Below are 15,457 nucleotides of genomic sequence, written 5' to 3'. Positions count from 1 at the left end.
GAGGACAACCTTCCCCAAAGGCCTAACCGGGACGGTAGGCAATACGGTGACAGAGCACGGAACGTTCACCGCCTGCGATCTCCTTCATCAGCAGGGGCAGTTCCTCGAAGTCGCTCTCGCCGGTGACGAGGGCGTCGTAGACCGGGTCGGCGAGCAGGCGCAGGGCCAGTGCCATCCGGTCCGCGTAGGTGCGCCGGGTGCGGCGCGAGGGTGAGACGGTGCCGACCTGGCTGCTGCGCACGACCAGGCGGCGGGAGTGGAAGGCCTCGCCCAGCGGCAGGCTGACCCGCCGGTCGCCGTACCAGCTCAGCTCGACGACGGTGCCCTCCGGCTCCAGCAGTTCCAGGGCGCGGCCGAGCCCCGCCTCGGTGGCGCTGGCGTGGACGACCAGGTCGCAGCCGCCCTCGGCCGCGTCGGGGTGGGCGAAGCCGACGCCGAGCGCCTCGGCGACGGCGGCGCGGGAGGGGTCGACGTCGACGAGCTGCACCCGTGCCCCCGGGACGCCCGCGAGGACGGCGGCGACGCTGGAGCCGACCATGCCGGCGCCGACCACGGCGATCCGGTCGCCGATCTGCGGGCCCGCGTCCCAGACCGCGTTGACCGCGGTCTCGACGGTGCCCGCCAGCACCGCCCGTCCCGCGGGGACGTCGTCGGGCACGGGCGTCACGGCGGTGGCCGGCACGACGTACCGGGTCTGGTGCGGGTAGAGGCAGAAGACGGTGCGGCCGAGCAGCTCGGGCGGCCCCTGTTCGACCACGCCCACGTTGAGGTAGCCGTACTTCACCGGCCCCGGGAACTCGCCGTCCTGGAACGGCGCCCGCATCGTCTGGTGCTGGCTCACGGGCACCCCGCCCCGGAAGACCAGGGTCTCGGTGCCGCGGCTCACCCCGGAGTACAGGGTGCGCACCAGGACCTCCCCCGGACCGGGTTCCGCCAGGGGGACCTCTCTGACCTCGCCCTCGCCGGGTTCTCGAAGCCAGAACGCACGCGCCGAACGCTCCACCGATTTCCTCCGTACTCCATGGCGGGCAACAGGCACCCGCCATCCGGGTGGTGCCGGGCCCGTACCGTACGCGGCTGTGCCGCACAGGCGACAAGCGGGGACGTCTCATGACCGTGATGACCGTTGGATCCGAGTTCCGTGGGGGCACCGCGGGGCGTGAGCAGGCCGGGGCGGCAGCAGCCCAGCTGGCGCTGCTCGCCGCGCTGTGGGCCACCGTGGGCCTGGACACCGTGGGCTGGCTGACCGGGACCGTCTACGCGGCGGGCACCTGCGCACTGCTGGCGGCGGGCCTGCGCCGGGCGGGTCGCCGCTCGCTGGGCCCGGCCGACCACGTCACCCTGGCCCGCGCGGTGCTCGTCGGCGGCGTGACGGCCATGGTGGCGGGAGGCGTCGCGCACGGCGCGCCGCTGCTGACCGGGCTGACCGCGGTGGCGCTGGCCCTCGACGCGGTGGACGGCAAGGTCGCACGGCGCACGGGCACCTCGTCCGCCCTGGGCGCGCGCTTCGACATGGAGGTCGACGCCTTCCTGATCCTGGTGCTGAGCGCGCGGCTCGCCCTGACGCTGGGCCCGTGGGTACTGGTGATCGGCGCCATGCGCTACGCCTTCGTGGCGGCGGCGTGGGTGCTGCCGTGGCTCAACGCCCCGCTCCCGCCGAGCTTCGCCCGCAAGACCGTTGCGGCACTGCAGGGCGTCGTCCTGCTCGCCGCCTGCTCGGGGCTCCTGCCCGCGGGGGTCTCGGCCGCCCTGACGGTGCTCGCGCTGGGCTCGCTGGTGTGGTCGTTCGGCCGTGACGTGCTCTGGCTGTGGCGCCACCGCCCGGCCCCGCGCTCCGGGTCCGCCGGGGGCCTCGCGGCGGCGGGCGCGGCGGCGGAGGAGACCCGCGTGCTGGTCTCCTCCGCCGCGGGCGGCCGCACCTCCTGACCCGGCACATCCGTGGCCCCGGCGAGGTCCTCCCCCGCCGGGGCCACGGGCCCGCGCCTGCGGCCGTGGACCGGCACGGCGCCGCGCCGCGGGGCGTCGGTCCCCTCGCGGCCTGTCCGGGACTCCTGCCCGCCGGCGGCCGGACGCCCCGACTCGGCCCGTTCACGCTTCCCGCCGACGTCAGCCGCCGCCCGGGACCTGCGGGCCACGGGTATCAGCCGGCCGACGGGCCCCCGAGTGCAGTGGCTTTCGAGGGCACCGCAGGCTGCGGTCCCCGCCGCCGCCGGTCGGGGACACCGACGGTCTCGGGGCCATCGCGGCGGCGCCGCCGGTGTGATCGTTCGGCCGCGGGCATCGTGAGCGCCGGGCGAGCGCCAAGAGCACCCGCCCCTCCGGACCCTCGGCCGCGGGCGGCCGCACCTCCTGACCCGGCGCGTTCGGGCTCCCGCCGACGTCACGCGCTGCCGGGGACCTCGGCCTGACGCGCGAGGAGCGGCGCGTCGCATCGCGCCTGGGCTCCGGACCCTGGAGAGCAGCCCCGGTTCAGCAGAGCCGCAGGACATCAGGTCCCGCTCACGGCCCCTCCGCGGCCCGTGCCCGCCGGCGATCGGGCGTCCTACCGCGTCGCCGGTCCGGGGGCCTCGGAGGGTCTGGCACCCCGAACGCGCCCCGCCCGTCCCGGGCGGTCAGGCGTCCTGACGCGGCAGGTAGCGCAGCAGCACCACGTCGCCGATCTGCCGGGTCTCCGCGAGCGTCATCCGGTGCTGGGGGCCCTGCGGGAAGACCGCGGGGTGCACCATGCGCGGGGCGTCGGCCTGGCCGACGAAGAACGGCGCGTACACCAGGTGGAGTTCGTCGACGAGTCCGGCGCTGAGGAACATGGTGTGGACGACTCCCCCGCCCTCCACCATGAGGCGCTCGACGCCGCGCCCGGCGAGGTCGGCGAGCAGGAGCCGGACGTCCAGCGGGTCGCCGGCGTCGACGACGGAGCAGACGTCCCCCAGGCGTTCGCGGAGGCAGTCGCTCGCGCAGGACGTGGTGTAGACGACCTTCTCGCACTCCCCGGTGGTGAAAAACCGGGCGCCGGGATCGAGTTTCCCGCTCTCCGTGACGGTGACCTTCACCGGGGTCGGCGGGAGCCCGGCGCGGACGCGCCGTTCGCGGCGCTCTGCGGAGCACACCAGCAGCCGCGGGTCGTCGGAACGTATGGTGTTGGCCCCGACGAGGATGGCGTCCACCCCGGAGCGGACCTCGTCGATCCGGTCGAAGTCCTCCTCGTTGGAGAGCAGCAGCCGGGTCGTGCTCGTGTCGTCCAGGCATCCGTCCAGCGAGGAGGCCACGGACATCAGTACGTACGGGCGCGATCTCATGGGGACACATTGCCGCACGGCGGCGTTCGCGGATGTGAAGCTTCCGTAAGTTAGGCGCCGGGGGCCGGATGGATGTAGGGTCCCGCCGATCATCGTGCGGGCCTGGTCAGGGCCCGGTGGCCCGTCAGTCCCGCACCCCGGCCAGCACGTCGAGCGCGAGGGTGTCGTCGGCGTCGTGGGAGAGGGAGACGGTGACGCGTGTGCACAGGCCCGCGAAGCGGTCGCGCACGGCCCGGCCGACCTCCCGCGGTTCACCGTGGAGGGCGAAGGCGTCCAGGACGTCGTCGTCGACCAGCCGGCCCATCTCGGCCCAGCGGCCGCGCACGGACAGCCGGTGCAGCTCGTCGTGGAGTTCGCCCCAGCCGTGGAGGTCGAGCACGGCGCGGTAGGCGGGCGTCGAGGCGTAGAACGCGATCCTCTCGCGGGTGGCGGTGAGGGCCGCGGCGTACTCCTCCTGCGTACGGCCGGTCGCGACCAGGGCGTTGCCCACCACGTCGAAGGGCTGCCCCGCGTGCTCGGAGGACTCCCTGGCCTCGTGCACGGCCGGGAGGGTCACCTGCCGCAGGTAGTCCGCGGAGGTGAGGGCGTGGCAGATCAGCCCGTCGGCGACCTCGCCCGCGACGGCGGTCATCAGGGGGCCGACGCCGGCGAGCCAGATGCGGGGCGGCCCGGACGGCAGGGGGCCCGGGTCGAACATCGGCGTCATCAGCGTGTGGGTGTAGAACTCGCCGCGGAAGCGCAGCCGTTCGCCGGTCTGCCAGCTGTGCCAGATGGCGCGCAGCGCGCCCGCGAACTCCTTCATGCGGGCGGCGGGCCGCGACCAGGGCATGCCGTAGCGGTGGGTGATGTGCGGCTTGACCTGGGAGCCGAGGCCGACGGTCATCCGCCCGCCGGAGAGCCGCTGGACGTCGTACGCGGCCGTGGCCACCGTCATCGGGTTGCGGGCGAAGGCGATCGCCACGCCGCTGACCAGGTCGGCCCGCCGGGTGGCGCCCGCGGCGAGGGCCAGCTGGAGGAAGGCGTCGTGCCGCATCTCGTTGACCAGCACGCCGTCCGCGCCGTGCGCCTCGGCGCGGGCGGCCTCGGTGGCGGCCCGCTCGATCCGGCCGGTGAAGGTGAAGTCGGCCTTGAGCGGCGGTGTCGGGGGCGGGGTCGGGGTCGTCACGCGCCGGCTCCCCCGGCCGGGCCCGCCGTCTCGGTGAGCCGCGGCGGCGCGGCCTGCCGCCAGGAGTCGGCGACGATGTCCCGGAGCTCGTCGACGTCGTCCAGGGCGGCGAGCCGCACCCGCACCCAGTTCGATCCGGCCTCGTGCGGCGGCACCCAGAACTTCCCCGGCTCGGCCGCGATCAGCTCGCCCCGCTCGTGCATGGGGCAGCGCACGGCGAAGGACGTCTCGTCGTCGGGCAGCGTGAGGTACATCTTCCCGGCGACCCGGAACGTGGGCATGCTCCAGGCCTCCTTCTCCACCGTCTCGGGGAGCGAGAGGGCGATGCGGCGGACGTCTTCGGAATCGGGCATGCGACCACCGTAGCCATCGCCTCCGACAACGGCCGTGACGCGTCCCCCGGCCGCTCCGGGCCCCCCGCCCGGGGCTGAGTAGCAGGAGGAAACCTAGGTGTAGACTGTCCTTCCGCCGCATCGGGCAGGAGGTGAGCCGCGGTGACGACCGGACGGCACGTGTCGGGCCCCCAGGAGGACCAGCCGGCCTGCTCCATCGAGCGGAGCCTGCAGATCCTCGGTGAGCGCTGGTCCCTGCTGGTGCTGCGCGAGGTCTTCGCCGGGAGGCACCGCTTCGCCGAGATCCAGACGTCGCTCGGGATCGCGCCCAACCTCCTCAGCGCCCGCCTCAAGCTGCTCGTCGAGGCCGGGGTGCTGTGCACCCGCACGTACCAGGAGCCGGGCAGCCGGCAGCGGCAGAGCTACCACCTGACCGAGGCCGGGCGGGAGCTCGACCTCGTCATGGCCTCGCTGCAGCAGTGGGGCGACCGCCACCGGCCGCGCCCGTCCGGCCCCTCCGCGCGCCGGCGGACGCGCTCGACCGGCCACGCCGTCCACGTCGGCTTCCTCACCGAGGACGGCCGCGAGGTGCCCGGCACCGACGTGTCGATCGCGGTGACGCAGCCCACCGGGACGGCCTGACCGACCGGGCGGCCGGGCGGCCGGGTTCAGTGCAGGTCGGCCCGTTCGGCGGTGTCGTCCAGGAAGCCTCCGGACTGGTGCTGCCACAGCTTGGCGTAGGCGCCCTCCTCCGTGAGCAGTTCCTGGTGGGTGCCCTGCTCGATGATGCGCCCGCGGTCCAGGACGACCAGCCGGTCCATCCCGGCGACCGTGCTCAGCCGGTGCGCCACCACCAGCGCCGTCCGCCCGTCCATCAGCCGCCACAGCGCCTCCTGGACGAGGACCTCGCTCTCCGAGTCCAGGGCGCTGGTCGCCTCGTCCAGCAGCAGGATCGGCGCGTCGCGCAGGATCGCCCGGGCGAGCGCGACCCGCTGCCGCTGTCCGCCGGAGAGCTTGATCCCGCGCTCGCCGACCATGGTGTCGAAGCCGCCGGGCAGCGCGTCGGCGAACTCCGTGACGTGGGCCGCCAGGGCCGCGCGGCGGATCTCGCCCTCGGTGGCGTCCGGCCGGGCGAAGGCGATGTTGTCCCGCAGCGAGCGGTGGAACATCGCCGGGTCCTGCGGCACGTAGGAGATCAGGCTGCGCAGGTCGGCCTGGCGCAGCCGGCTGATGTCCTGCCCGCCGATGAGGATCCGGCCGCCGTCGATGTCGTTCATCCGCAGCAGCAACCGGGTGAGCGTGGTCTTGCCGCCGCCGGACCGGCCGACGAGCCCGACCCTGGCACCGCTGGGCACGGCCAGGTCGAGCCCTTCGAAGAGCGGCTCCGCGCCCCCGTGGGAGAAGGTCACGTGCTCGAAGCGGACGTCGGCGCCCCGGGACCGCAGCGGTTCCGGCGCGGGCGGGTCGAGCACGGTGGGCGGCTTCAGCAGCAGTTCGGTGAACTGCGCCGCCTCCGTCATCGAGCTCTCCAGGCGGCGGTAGATCTGGTTGAACTCGAACATGATCCGCGTCGCGTTGGAGTAGTACGTGAAGGCCACCACGACCGCCTCCACGCCGTGCGTGCCCGCACCCAGCGTGACCGCCAGCAGCAGGCCGAGCGCGTTGGTCAGCACCGACAGCGGTGCGACCAGGGTGTCGATGCGCAGGTTGCCGTAGTCCCACGACTTGAGCGTGAGCCTTCGCGACTCGGCGACACGGGAGCGGTGCTCGGCGGCCTCGCGTTCCTCCGCGGCGAACGCCCGGACCGTGTCCATGTTCATCAGGCTGTCGGCGACGTGCCCGGACACCCGGGCGATCGCCTCCTCGCGCCGGCGGACGAGCGCCTGGCGCCGGCGGATGAGGGGCGCCACGCACAGCGCCGTCACCGCGATCATCGCCAAGAGGCCGACGACCAGCAGCGGTTCGTAGGCCCACAGCACCACCGACCCGAACAGCAGCGGTACGAAGCTGCCCAGGACGCTGAAGGTCAGCGTGTCGACGAACTCCTCGAAGCGCGAGGCGAAGCTCAGCACCCGCTTGGTGAGGGACCCCGCGAAGTTGTCGTGGAAGAACGACGCGTCCTTGGCGAACAGCTCGTCCATCCCGACCACGTACAGGTGCTCGATGCCGCGGGCGTCGAGGCGGTTAAGGCAGTGCAGGCCGATGCGCCACAGCGTCTCCGCGAGCAGCAGCACGCCGGCGAAGGCCAGGACGTAGGGGAGGGTCGAGCCGATGCCGGGAGCCGTGCCGTCGACGAAGCCGCCGACGAGCTTCGCGACGATCAGCGGTGCGACGTAGTTGATGCCGATGTTGCCGAGGGCCGGCGACAGCATCGCCGGAAGCGTCAGCCACCGGAACCGGGCCAACTCCCCTCCGTAGTAGCGCAGTGCCAGGAGCACCGGGCCCCTGGCCGGCCGGAACCTGCGTGATTCAGGCGATCCCATCTCCACCCTGTGGTGTCGTGCGGCGTGCTGCCGCGAGCTTCTCCGGGAGGTGCCGCTGCCGCCGTGGCGGTACGGCGGCGCCGAGGTGCGCATGAGTGGGCGGTCCGGAAGTGGCAGTGTCCCGCGGCGGCCCACGTGGAGTCCAAGCGTTTTCCGGCCCGGTGGCACGGCGCACGGAGGCGTCCCGGCGCACGCGCGCGGCCCCCGGCGGCCGGGGACGGCGCGGGCCCGCCCGGGGGGCGGCCGGCCGGGGTCGTACCGCTCCGGCCGCGCCTCATGTGCCGCAAACGCAACCAGCGGGTTTGTCATGAATGACAAACCCGCTGGTCGACACCGTCGGGACGACAGGATTTGAACCTGCGACCCCTTGACCCCCAGTCAAGTGCGCTACCAAGCTGCGCCACGTCCCGGTGTCGCTTTCGTCCTGGGCTTCCCACCCGGCCGACCGCGCACGAGAACAATACCGCACGTCGTCGGGTGCTCGCTCGCACCATTCCCGCAGCACGCCGGGCGCCGCCGCGACGGGGTACCCGGCCCGGGATGAGTAGCCGTACTCATGCGGCGCGGGCCACGACGGCCGATGCTTCGGTCATGGCGAATCCGATCCAGCAGCAGACGACCGCGGCCTTCTCGGCCCAGGCCGCGATCTCGTTCGCCGTCGCCCTCGGGGCGATGGTCGTGGGCATCGCCTACCTGCCGGTCGGCCCGTGGGTGCGGGCCTTCCTGGCGGTGGGGCTGCTCTACGTGGTGACCTCGGCGTTCACGCTCGCCAAGGTCGTCCGCGACCGGCAGGAGGCCGGCCAGGTGACGAGCCGGGTGGACCAGGCCCGGCTGGACAAGCTGCTGGCCGAGCACGACCCGTTCAAGGTCGACGGGGTGTAGCCGACTCGTCGCCCAGCAGGTAGCGCGCGCCGGGGCCCTTGGCGGCGGCGGTGTCGTCCGGGTTGTACAGGGCGCACTTGCGCAGGGAGAGGCAGCCGCAGCCGATGCAGCCGGTGAGGTTGCCCTTGAGCCGTTCGAGGTCCGCGATCTGCTCGTCGATGCGGCGGGTCCAGGTGCGGGCGACGGTGTTCCATTCGGCGGCGCTGGGGGCGCGGTCCTCGGGGAGCCTGGCGAGGGCCGCGCCGGCCTCCTCCAGCGACAGGCCGACGCGCTGGGCGGCCCGGATGAAGGCGACACGGCGGAGCGTGGCGCGGGCGTAGCGGCGCTGCCCGCCGGCGGTGCGCTCGGAGCGGATGAGGCCGAGCTCCTCGTAGTAGCGCAGGGCCGAGGTGGCCAGGCCGCTGCGGGCGGCGAGCTCACCGATGGCCAGGCGGTCGCGGCGCGGTGCGGGGTCGCTCATGGGCCCGAGGGTACCGCTTGACCTCAAGCCGACTTGAAGTTGCACCATCCCCATATGACTCCGACCAGCACGGACACCGCGTACGGCTACGACGACCTGCGGCGGCTGATGTCGCTCATGACCGGCGACGAGAAGCACGGGCCCGCCGCCACCTCCACCCTCGACGTGTTGTGGGTGCTCTACGACCGCGTGCTGCGGGTGACCCCGGGGACCTCTGAGGACGCCGGCCGGGACCGCTTCCTGCTCTCCAAGGGCCACGGCCCGATGGCGTACTACGCGGTCCTCACCGCCAAGGGCTTCGTCCCGGAGGAGTGGCTGCCGGGCTTCGGCTCCTTCGGGTCGCCGCTCGGTCACCACCCGGACCGTGTGCTCGTGCCGGGCGCCGAGATCGGCTCCGGCTCGCTCGGCCACGGCCTGCCGATCGCCGTGGGCAGCGCCCTGGGGCTGCGGGCGCAGGGCCTGACCGACGCCGCGGTGTGGGTGCTGGTCGGCGACGCCGAACTAGACGAGGGCAGCAACCACGAGGCCGTCGCCTTCGCCGGCGCCGTCGGCCTGGAGGGCCTGCACGTCGTCGCGGTCGACAACACCTCCGCCACCTACCGGCGCCCCGGCGGTCCCGCCTCGCTCTTCGCCGCCGAGGGCTGGTCCGTGGCCACCGTCGACGGCCGTGACCACGAAGCCCTGTACGAGGCGTTCACCATGCCCCACCCCGGACGGCCGCACGCCGTCGTCGCCCGTGTCGAGTCCAAGCGCTGACCGCCGCCCCGAGCCGAGGAGACCTTCCCGTGGACACCATGCGTGAACGCTTCACCACCGTCGCCGGACGCCTGCTGGAGAACGACCCCCGACTGGCCGTCGTGCTGGCGGTCATCTCCGGGGACCGCTTCACCGACGCCGCCCGCGCCCACCCCGACCGGGTGATCGACGTCGGCATCCGCGAGCAGCTCTTGGTCAGCGTCGCGGGCGGGCTGGCGCTGACCGGGCTGCGGCCGATCGTCCACACCTTCGGCAGCTTCCTGGTGGAACGCCCCTTCGAGCAGGTCAAGCTGGACCTGGGGCACCAGGGCGCGGGCGCGGTGCTGGTCAGCGCGGGCGCCTCGTACGACATCGCCGCGGGCGGCCGCACCCACCAGGCCCCCGGTGACGTCGCCCTGCTGGACACCCTCGACGGCTGGACCGTGCACGTGCCCGGCCACCCCGACGAGGCCGAGGCCCTGGTCCGGCACGCGGCGGCCGACGACGACAACCGGGTCTACGTGCGGCTCAGCGAGCAGTCCAACCGCACCGCACGGCCGGTCTCGCCGGGCCGGTTCCGGGTGCTGCGCGAGGGCCGGGCGGGCGTGGTCGTCGCCGTGGGCCCGCTCCTGGACGCCACGCTGGCGGCGGTCGCGGACATGGACGTGACCGTGCTGTACGCCTCCACGGTGCGCCCCTTCGACGCGTCCGGGCTGCGGGCGGCCGTCGCGGGCACGGACGCGGCGGACGTGGTGCTCGTCGAGCCGTACCTGGCGGGCACCTCGGCGCCCTTCGCCGCCGAGGCCCTGCTCGACCTGCCCCACCGCGTCCTGGCCCTGGGCACCGCCCGCGCGGAGCTGCGCCGCTACGGCACCTGGCAGGAACACGTCTCGGCGCACGGGCTGGACGCCGCCGGGCTGCGGGCACGCATCGGGGGCTTCCTGGCGGGCTCCCGCCGCCCGGCGGGCCTCGCGGGCTCGGGCGTCCGCTAGCTCCCAGCGTCCGCTGGGGCGTGTCCGATGAACAGCGCCGTCCGCCCGGAGGGCGGGGCTCGTGGCGGCTGGTGCGGGCTCTCGCAAAGCGGAGGATCGGCCTCGTACTGGACGTACGTGGACGACTCCGACAACGCAGCGTGGGGCACCCCGGCCGAAGGCTGGGGAGTGCCGTGCCTGGGGGCACCTCCCAGCGCCGGCTGGGGGAGCGTCACGAGCCAGGCGGGATTCATCAGACACGCCCTAGCTCCAGGGGAGCTCCGCGCGGTGCCGCCAGTACGCCGGGGCCGGTTCGGCCAGGGCGGCGAGCCGGGCCAAGTGCTCCGCGTCGAGGCCGACGGAGGCGGCCCGGGCGTTGGCGGTGACCTGGCCGGTCGTCGCGGCGCCGGAGAGCACGACACGGGCCCAGGGGCGGCGCAGGACCGCGGCGAGGGCGACGGCGTCGGGCGTGGCGCCGGTCCGGGCGGCCACCTCGGCGAGGGGGGAGTCGGGATCGGCCGTGGCCAGGCGGCCGTTGGCCATCGCCTCCTTGACGATCACGGTCAGTCCCGCGTCGTGCGCCTCGGCCAGGGCGGGCCCGGCGGAGGGCTCCAGCAGGTTGTAGGTGGCCTGCACGACGGAGAACAGGCGCCGCCCGTCCACCGTCACCTTCAGCGCCGCGCGGATCGCCTCGGCCTGCAGCGGACCGCTGGTGGACAGGCCGACGGCCACCCCGTCGGCCGCCAGCCGGGCGAGGCGTTCGTGGAGGTCGCGGTCGGCGAGGGCCGGGCTGTCCGGGGTGACGGAGTGGATCTGGTAGAGGTCGAGGCGGTCGCCGAGCAGGGCGCGGGTCTCGGCGATCTGCCGGTCGTAGGTGGCGGTGCCGTGGTCCTTGACCTCGTGCACCTCGGCGTCGGGCCGCCACCCGGCGGTGTAGGTGTAGCCCCACTTGCTGCCGGTCACGACGTCGGTCGCCTCGGGGTGGGCGTCCAGCCAGCCGGCCAGGAACTCCTCCGCCCGGCCGTAGGAGCGGGCGGCGTCGAAGTAGCGGATGCCGAGCGCGTAGGCGGTGTCGAGGACCGCGTGGGCACGGTCCCGCATCGCCTCGACGGTGCGGTCGGCGGGCAGGTCGGCGGCGCGGCCGAGGTCGATGTAGGCGGGACGGCCGACGGCGGCGAGGCCGAGACCCAGCCGGGGCAGGGGGGCGGTGACGAGTCGTTCGAGGGGCACGGTCGCCACCGTACTCCCGGCGCAGTACGCCGATCCGGTGCCTGAGGCGGACGTCGCGGGTGATCACCGGAATGCATAGTGGGAGCGTCACACTCGTCGTCCCCGTCCGAGGATCACGCATGCGATTCGCCCTGCCCAGGACCTGGCGCACCCGGCGGCGGCTGGCGGCCGGCGCCGCCGCCCTCGCCCTGCTCGCCGCAGGCGGCGCCGTCACCCTCACGACGGCCGACGCCCCGGCGCCTGTGCGCCGCCAGGACCGGGTCTTCTCGCTGCCCGAGACCCCGGGCAGTACCGCGAAGGTGCGGATCGACACCTCCTACTTCACCTCCGGCGGGTCGGCGCCGCGCCCGGCGGTGCTGCTCGCGCACGGTTTCGGCGGCACCAAGGACGACGTGCGGGCCGAAGCCGAGTCCCTCGCCCGCAACGGCTACGCCGTACTGACCTGGTCCGCGCGGGGATTCGGCGCCTCGGGCGGGCGGATCGGACTCAACTCCCCCGACGCCGAGGTCGCCGACGTCTCACGGCTCATCGACTGGCTGGGCCGGCGGCCCGAGGTGCTGCGCGACGGCCGTGACGACCCGCGGGTCGGCGTCGCGGGGGCCTCGTACGGCGGAGCCATCTCGCTGCTGGCCGCCGGGTACGACCGGCGGGTGGACGCCATCGCGCCCGCGATCACCTGGTGGGACCTGGGCGAAGCGCTGTTCCCGCAGGGCGTGTTCAAGAAGCTGTGGGCGGGGATCTTCTTCTCCACCGGCTCGCGCGGCGCCGCCTGCGGCTTCACCGCCGAACTGTGCGCGATGTACGACCGGTCGGCCGTGGCCGGCCGCCCGGACGCCGCGACGCTGCGGCTGCTGACGCGCTCCAGCCCCTCCTCGGTGGCCGGGCGCATCAAGGTGCCGACCCTGGTGGTGCAGGGCCAGAACGACTCCCTCTTCCCGCTCGACCAGGGCGACGCCATCGCGCGTGCCGTCGCCGCGAACGGCGCGCCCGTGGCCGTCGACTGGTTCTCCGGCGGGCACGACGGCGGCGACCAGGAGACCTCGCGGATCGAGGCGCGCACCACGGCCTGGTTCGACCGCTGGCTGAAGAAGGACGAGGGCACCGACACCGGGCCCGCGTTCCGGGTCACCCGGACCGGAGGCGTCGACACCACCGACGGCAGGGCCGTGCGGCGCGGCGCGGACGCCGACGCGTACCCGGGGCTGGAGGGCACCCGGACCCGGACGGTCCCGCTCGGCGGCCGCGCGCGGACGGTGGCCAACCCCGCCGGCGGCAGCCCGCCCGCCATCTCGGCGGTGCCCGGCGTGGGCGCCCTCTCCCAGCTCTCCGACCTCGGCCAGGGGCTGTCGCTGTCGCTGGACTTCCCCGGGCAGCGCGCCGCCTTCGACTCGGCGCCGCTGACCTCGTCGCTGCGCCTGACGGGCGCGGCGACGACACGGGTCACCGTCGACACGGACGCGCCCGCCGGTGCGGTGCTCTTCGCGAAGCTGTACGACGTGGGCCCGGGCGGCAACGAGACCCTGCCGCACCAACTGGTCGCGCCGCTGCGGGTCGCCGGCGCCGACACGGTGCAGGTGCGGCTGCCCGCCGTGGACCACGAGTTCGCCGCCGGACACCGGCTGCGGCTGGTGGTGTCCACCACCGACCTCGGCTACGCCTCCCCCGTCGCGGCCGCCACGTACCGGGTGTCCCTGCCCGCCGGCGCCGCGCTGACGGTGCCCACGGACCCGGAACTGACCACCGCCCAGGGCACGCTGCCCGCCTGGGTGTGGCTGCTGCCGGTCGCCGCGCTCGCGCTGGCGGCGGCGCTGCTGCTGACCGGCCGCCGCCGGGCGGGCGCGGTGCGGCAGGCGCCGGACCCGGCCCTCACGGACGTACCCCTGGAGATCTCCGGGCTGTCCAAGCGCTACCACGGCGCGGCGGACCGCTACGCCGTGCGGGAGTTGTCCTTCCGGGTGGAACGGGGCCAGGTGCTGGGGCTGCTCGGCCCCAACGGCGCGGGCAAGACGACGACGATGCGCATGATGATGGGCCTCATCCGGCCCGACGCCGGAACCATCCGCGTGTTCGGCCACGCGATCCGGCCGGGCGCGCCCGTGCTGTCCCGGGTCGGGGCCTTCGTGGAGGGCGCGGGCTTCCTGCCGCACCTGACGGGGCGGGCCAACCTGGAGCTGTACTGGCGGGCCACGGGCCGGCCGGCGGCCGACGCCCACGTCGAGGAGGCCCTGGAGATCGCCGGCCTGGGCGAGGCCCTGGAGCGCGCGGTGCGCACCTACTCGCAGGGCATGCGGCAGCGGCTCGCCATCGCGCAGGCCATGCTGGGCCTGCCCGACCTGCTCATCCTCGACGAGCCGACCAACGGGCTCGACCCGCCGCAGATCCGCGAGATGCGCGACGTGGTGCGGCGCTACGCGGCGGCGGGCCGTACCGTCCTCGTCTCGAGTCACCTGCTGTCGGAGGTCGAGCAGAGCTGCACGCACCTGGTCGTCATGGACAAGGGGCGGCTCGTGGCGGCCGGTCCGGTGGGCGAGATCGCCGGGAGCGGGCGGACGCTCTTCGTCGGCGCGCCGGGCATGGGCGACGAGGAGCGCGAGGCGGTCGCCGCGAAGCTGTCGGCGCTGCCCGGCGTCGAGACGGCCGAGTCCGCGGACGACGGGCTGCTGGTCCGGCCGGGCACCATGACCGTGCCGGAGCTGCTGTCCGAACTCCTGCGGCTCGACGTGCCGGTGGAGCGCGTCGGCCCGCACCGCCGCCTGGAGGACGCGTTCCTGACCCTGATCGGAGGTCCCGCGTGACCGAGACCCTGGAACTGGCCGCGGGGTACCGTCCGGGCCGCACCCTGCCGCTGCGGGTGGAGGCGGTGCGGCAGTTGCTGCGGCGCCGCACGCTCGTCGCGTTCGCCGTCGTCCTCGGGCTGCCCGTGATCGTGTGGGCGGCCTTCGCGATCGGCGGCACCCCGCGGGGGCGGGACTCCGGCCCCACGATGATGGACGTGGCCACCGCCTCGGGCGTCAACTTCTCGCTGGCGGTGCTCTTCGTCTCCTCCGGCTTCCTGCTGACGATCCCCGTCGCCCTCTTCTTCGGCGACACGATCGCCTCGGAGGCCAACTGGTCCTCCCTGCGCTACCTGCTGGCCGCCCCGGTGCCCCGGGCCCGGCTGCTGGGTTCCAAGGCGCTGGTGTCCCTGGTCTTCAGCGCCGCCGCCGTGCTGGCGCTGCCCACGGTGGCGCTGGGGGTCGGCACGCTCGCCTACGGATGGGGCGACCTGGAACTCACCACGGCCGGCTCGCTGCCCCCGGGCACCGCGACGGGCCGGCTCGCGATCGCCGCCCTCTACGTCTTCGTGGGCCAACTGGCCGTCGCGGGCTTCGCCTTCTGGCTCTCCACGCTCACCGACGCGCCCCTGGGGGCGGTCGGCGGGGCCGTGGGCGTCGCGATCCTCTCCAACATCCTGGACGCGATCACCGCCCTGGGCTCGCTGCGGGACGTCCTGCCGACGCACTGGCAGTACGCCTGGATCGACGCGCTCCAGCCCCGCCTGGAATGGTCGGGCATGCTCAAGGGCACCTCGGTGTCGCTGTCCTTCGCGGTGGTGTTCTTCGCGCTGGCCTTCCGCGGCTTCCGGGGGAAGGACATCGTGTCCTGAGGGGCGCGGGCGCGGGAGCGCGAAGGGGGGACGGTGGAGGAGCCGGGGTACAGCGTGCTGCTGACCGGGGCCGGGGACGCGGACCGGAAGCTGGACGTCGTCCGGGCGCTGCGGTCCGTGACGGGGCGGAGCGCCTGGCGGAGCAGGCAACTGCTGGAGGCCGTGCCGCTCGTGGTCGTGGAGCAGACCCGGCTGGAGGCGGCCGAGGACGCAGCGGCTGCTCGATGCGGCGGGCGCCGGTGCCCGGGTGCGCTGCA

The 15,457-nt window shown here is 74.5% G+C and carries 14 protein-coding genes and 1 tRNA gene; 7 read left to right on the top strand and 8 right to left on the bottom strand.

What is annotated here, in order from left to right; all coding sequences use genetic code 11:
- Window positions 1-22 precede the first annotated feature (22 nt).
- A complete protein-coding gene (locus ACFYYN_RS36815; protein WP_500549201.1) occupies window positions 23-1,003 on the bottom strand; it encodes a zinc-dependent alcohol dehydrogenase in 981 nt (326 codons plus the stop codon).
- A gap of 116 nt (window positions 1,004-1,119) precedes the next feature.
- On the opposite strand from ACFYYN_RS36815, the gene ACFYYN_RS36810 reads away from it, so the two are divergent.
- Complete coding sequence (locus tag ACFYYN_RS36810) at window positions 1,120-1,926, top strand: CDP-alcohol phosphatidyltransferase family protein (protein WP_500549200.1); 807 nt, start codon at window positions 1,120-1,122, stop codon at window positions 1,924-1,926.
- Window positions 1,927-2,612: 686 nt separating this feature from the next.
- Here the strand turns inward: ACFYYN_RS36810 and ACFYYN_RS36805 are convergent.
- The 3 genes from ACFYYN_RS36805 to ACFYYN_RS36795 form a co-directional block, all read right to left on the bottom strand.
- Window positions 2,613-3,296 (bottom strand): RibD family protein, encoded by a 684-nt coding sequence (locus ACFYYN_RS36805; protein WP_500323931.1) that lies wholly within the window; start codon window positions 3,294-3,296, stop codon window positions 2,613-2,615.
- 124 nt (window positions 3,297-3,420) lie between these two features.
- Complete coding sequence (locus ACFYYN_RS36800; protein WP_500549199.1) at window positions 3,421-4,461, bottom strand: TIGR03617 family F420-dependent LLM class oxidoreductase; 1,041 nt, start codon at window positions 4,459-4,461, stop codon at window positions 3,421-3,423.
- On the bottom strand, window positions 4,458-4,814 hold the full coding sequence (locus ACFYYN_RS36795) for an MmcQ/YjbR family DNA-binding protein (RefSeq protein ID WP_499515277.1): 357 nt from the start codon (window positions 4,812-4,814) through the stop codon (window positions 4,458-4,460). The genes ACFYYN_RS36800 and ACFYYN_RS36795 overlap by 4 nt, the downstream gene beginning before the upstream one ends.
- Window positions 4,815-4,955: 141 nt before the next feature.
- Between ACFYYN_RS36795 and ACFYYN_RS36790 the strand changes: the two genes are divergently transcribed.
- Window positions 4,956-5,435, top strand: a complete 480-nt coding sequence (locus ACFYYN_RS36790) for a winged helix-turn-helix transcriptional regulator (protein ID WP_500549198.1) — start codon at window positions 4,956-4,958, stop codon at window positions 5,433-5,435.
- 26 nt (window positions 5,436-5,461) lie between these two features.
- Here ACFYYN_RS36790 and ACFYYN_RS36785 read toward each other — a convergent pair whose 3' ends face one another.
- Both ACFYYN_RS36785 and ACFYYN_RS36780 read right to left on the bottom strand, forming a co-directional pair.
- The gene (locus tag ACFYYN_RS36785; protein ID WP_500549197.1) at window positions 5,462-7,276 is read right to left on the bottom strand and encodes an ABC transporter ATP-binding protein; all 1,815 of its coding nucleotides are present in this window, start codon (window positions 7,274-7,276) and stop codon (window positions 5,462-5,464) included.
- Window positions 7,277-7,612: 336 nt separating this feature from the next.
- Window positions 7,613-7,686 (bottom strand) — tRNA-Pro (locus tag ACFYYN_RS36780).
- Window positions 7,687-7,867: 181 nt separating this feature from the next.
- On the opposite strand from ACFYYN_RS36780, the gene ACFYYN_RS36775 reads away from it, so the two are divergent.
- A complete protein-coding gene (locus ACFYYN_RS36775) occupies window positions 7,868-8,158 on the top strand; it encodes a YiaA/YiaB family inner membrane protein (RefSeq protein WP_500323927.1) in 291 nt (96 codons plus the stop codon).
- On the opposite strand, the gene soxR is transcribed toward ACFYYN_RS36775, so the two are convergent.
- Window positions 8,139-8,618, bottom strand: a complete 480-nt coding sequence (gene soxR, locus ACFYYN_RS36770; RefSeq protein WP_500549196.1) for a redox-sensitive transcriptional activator SoxR — start codon at window positions 8,616-8,618, stop codon at window positions 8,139-8,141. The two genes, ACFYYN_RS36775 and soxR, sit on opposite strands and share 20 nt — an antisense overlap.
- Before the next feature lie 54 nt (window positions 8,619-8,672).
- On the opposite strand from soxR, the gene ACFYYN_RS36765 reads away from it, so the two are divergent.
- Both ACFYYN_RS36765 and ACFYYN_RS36760 read left to right on the top strand, forming a co-directional pair.
- Window positions 8,673-9,374, top strand: coding sequence for a thiamine pyrophosphate-binding protein (locus tag ACFYYN_RS36765; protein WP_500323925.1), 702 nt, complete (start codon window positions 8,673-8,675; stop codon window positions 9,372-9,374).
- 29 nt (window positions 9,375-9,403) lie between these two features.
- Window positions 9,404-10,345 carry a transketolase family protein gene (locus ACFYYN_RS36760; protein WP_500549195.1) on the top strand — a complete coding sequence of 314 codons (942 nt, stop codon included), beginning with the start codon at window positions 9,404-9,406 and terminating at the stop codon, window positions 10,343-10,345.
- Between the two features lie 243 nt (window positions 10,346-10,588).
- Here ACFYYN_RS36760 and ACFYYN_RS36755 read toward each other — a convergent pair whose 3' ends face one another.
- The gene (locus ACFYYN_RS36755) at window positions 10,589-11,554 is read right to left on the bottom strand and encodes an aldo/keto reductase (protein ID WP_500549194.1); all 966 of its coding nucleotides are present in this window, start codon (window positions 11,552-11,554) and stop codon (window positions 10,589-10,591) included.
- A gap of 119 nt (window positions 11,555-11,673) precedes the next feature.
- Here ACFYYN_RS36755 and ACFYYN_RS36750 point away from each other — a divergent pair, with 119 nt between their 5' ends.
- Both ACFYYN_RS36750 and ACFYYN_RS36745 read left to right on the top strand, forming a co-directional pair.
- Window positions 11,674-14,349: an alpha/beta fold hydrolase gene (locus ACFYYN_RS36750; RefSeq protein WP_500549193.1), complete on the top strand. Its 2,676-nt coding sequence runs from the start codon at window positions 11,674-11,676 to the stop codon at window positions 14,347-14,349.
- Window positions 14,346-15,200: an ABC transporter permease gene (locus tag ACFYYN_RS36745; protein WP_500364086.1), complete on the top strand. Its 855-nt coding sequence runs from the start codon at window positions 14,346-14,348 to the stop codon at window positions 15,198-15,200. Before ACFYYN_RS36750 ends, ACFYYN_RS36745 begins: the two co-directional genes overlap by 4 nt.
- The last annotated feature ends 257 nt before the right edge of the window (window positions 15,201-15,457 follow it).

This window comes from Streptomyces sp. NPDC001902, assembly GCF_042891295.1.
Lineage (GTDB): Bacteria > Actinomycetota > Actinomycetes > Streptomycetales > Streptomycetaceae > Actinacidiphila.
The sequence above is the reverse complement of the archived record's forward strand: the minus strand, read 5'-3'. Positions and strand labels throughout refer to the sequence as shown.

Excerpts from the sequence above, each read along its gene's own strand:
- ACFYYN_RS36810 (WP_500549200.1), top strand. The coding sequence starts at position 1,120 with ATGACCGTTGGATCCGAGTTCCGTGGGGGCACCGCGGGGCGTGAGCAG.
- ACFYYN_RS36805 (WP_500323931.1), bottom strand. The coding sequence starts at position 3,296 with ATGAGATCGCGCCCGTACGTACTGATGTCCGTGGCCTCCTCGCTGGAC.
- ACFYYN_RS36795 (WP_499515277.1), bottom strand. The coding sequence starts at position 4,814 with ATGCCCGATTCCGAAGACGTCCGCCGCATCGCCCTCTCGCTCCCCGAG.
- ACFYYN_RS36785 (WP_500549197.1), bottom strand. The coding sequence starts at position 7,276 with ATGGGATCGCCTGAATCACGCAGGTTCCGGCCGGCCAGGGGCCCGGTG.
- ACFYYN_RS36775 (WP_500323927.1), top strand. The coding sequence starts at position 7,868 with ATGGCGAATCCGATCCAGCAGCAGACGACCGCGGCCTTCTCGGCCCAG.
- soxR (WP_500549196.1), bottom strand. The coding sequence starts at position 8,618 with ATGAGCGACCCCGCACCGCGCCGCGACCGCCTGGCCATCGGTGAGCTC.
- ACFYYN_RS36765 (WP_500323925.1), top strand. The coding sequence starts at position 8,673 with ATGACTCCGACCAGCACGGACACCGCGTACGGCTACGACGACCTGCGG.
- ACFYYN_RS36750 (WP_500549193.1), top strand. The coding sequence starts at position 11,674 with ATGCGATTCGCCCTGCCCAGGACCTGGCGCACCCGGCGGCGGCTGGCG.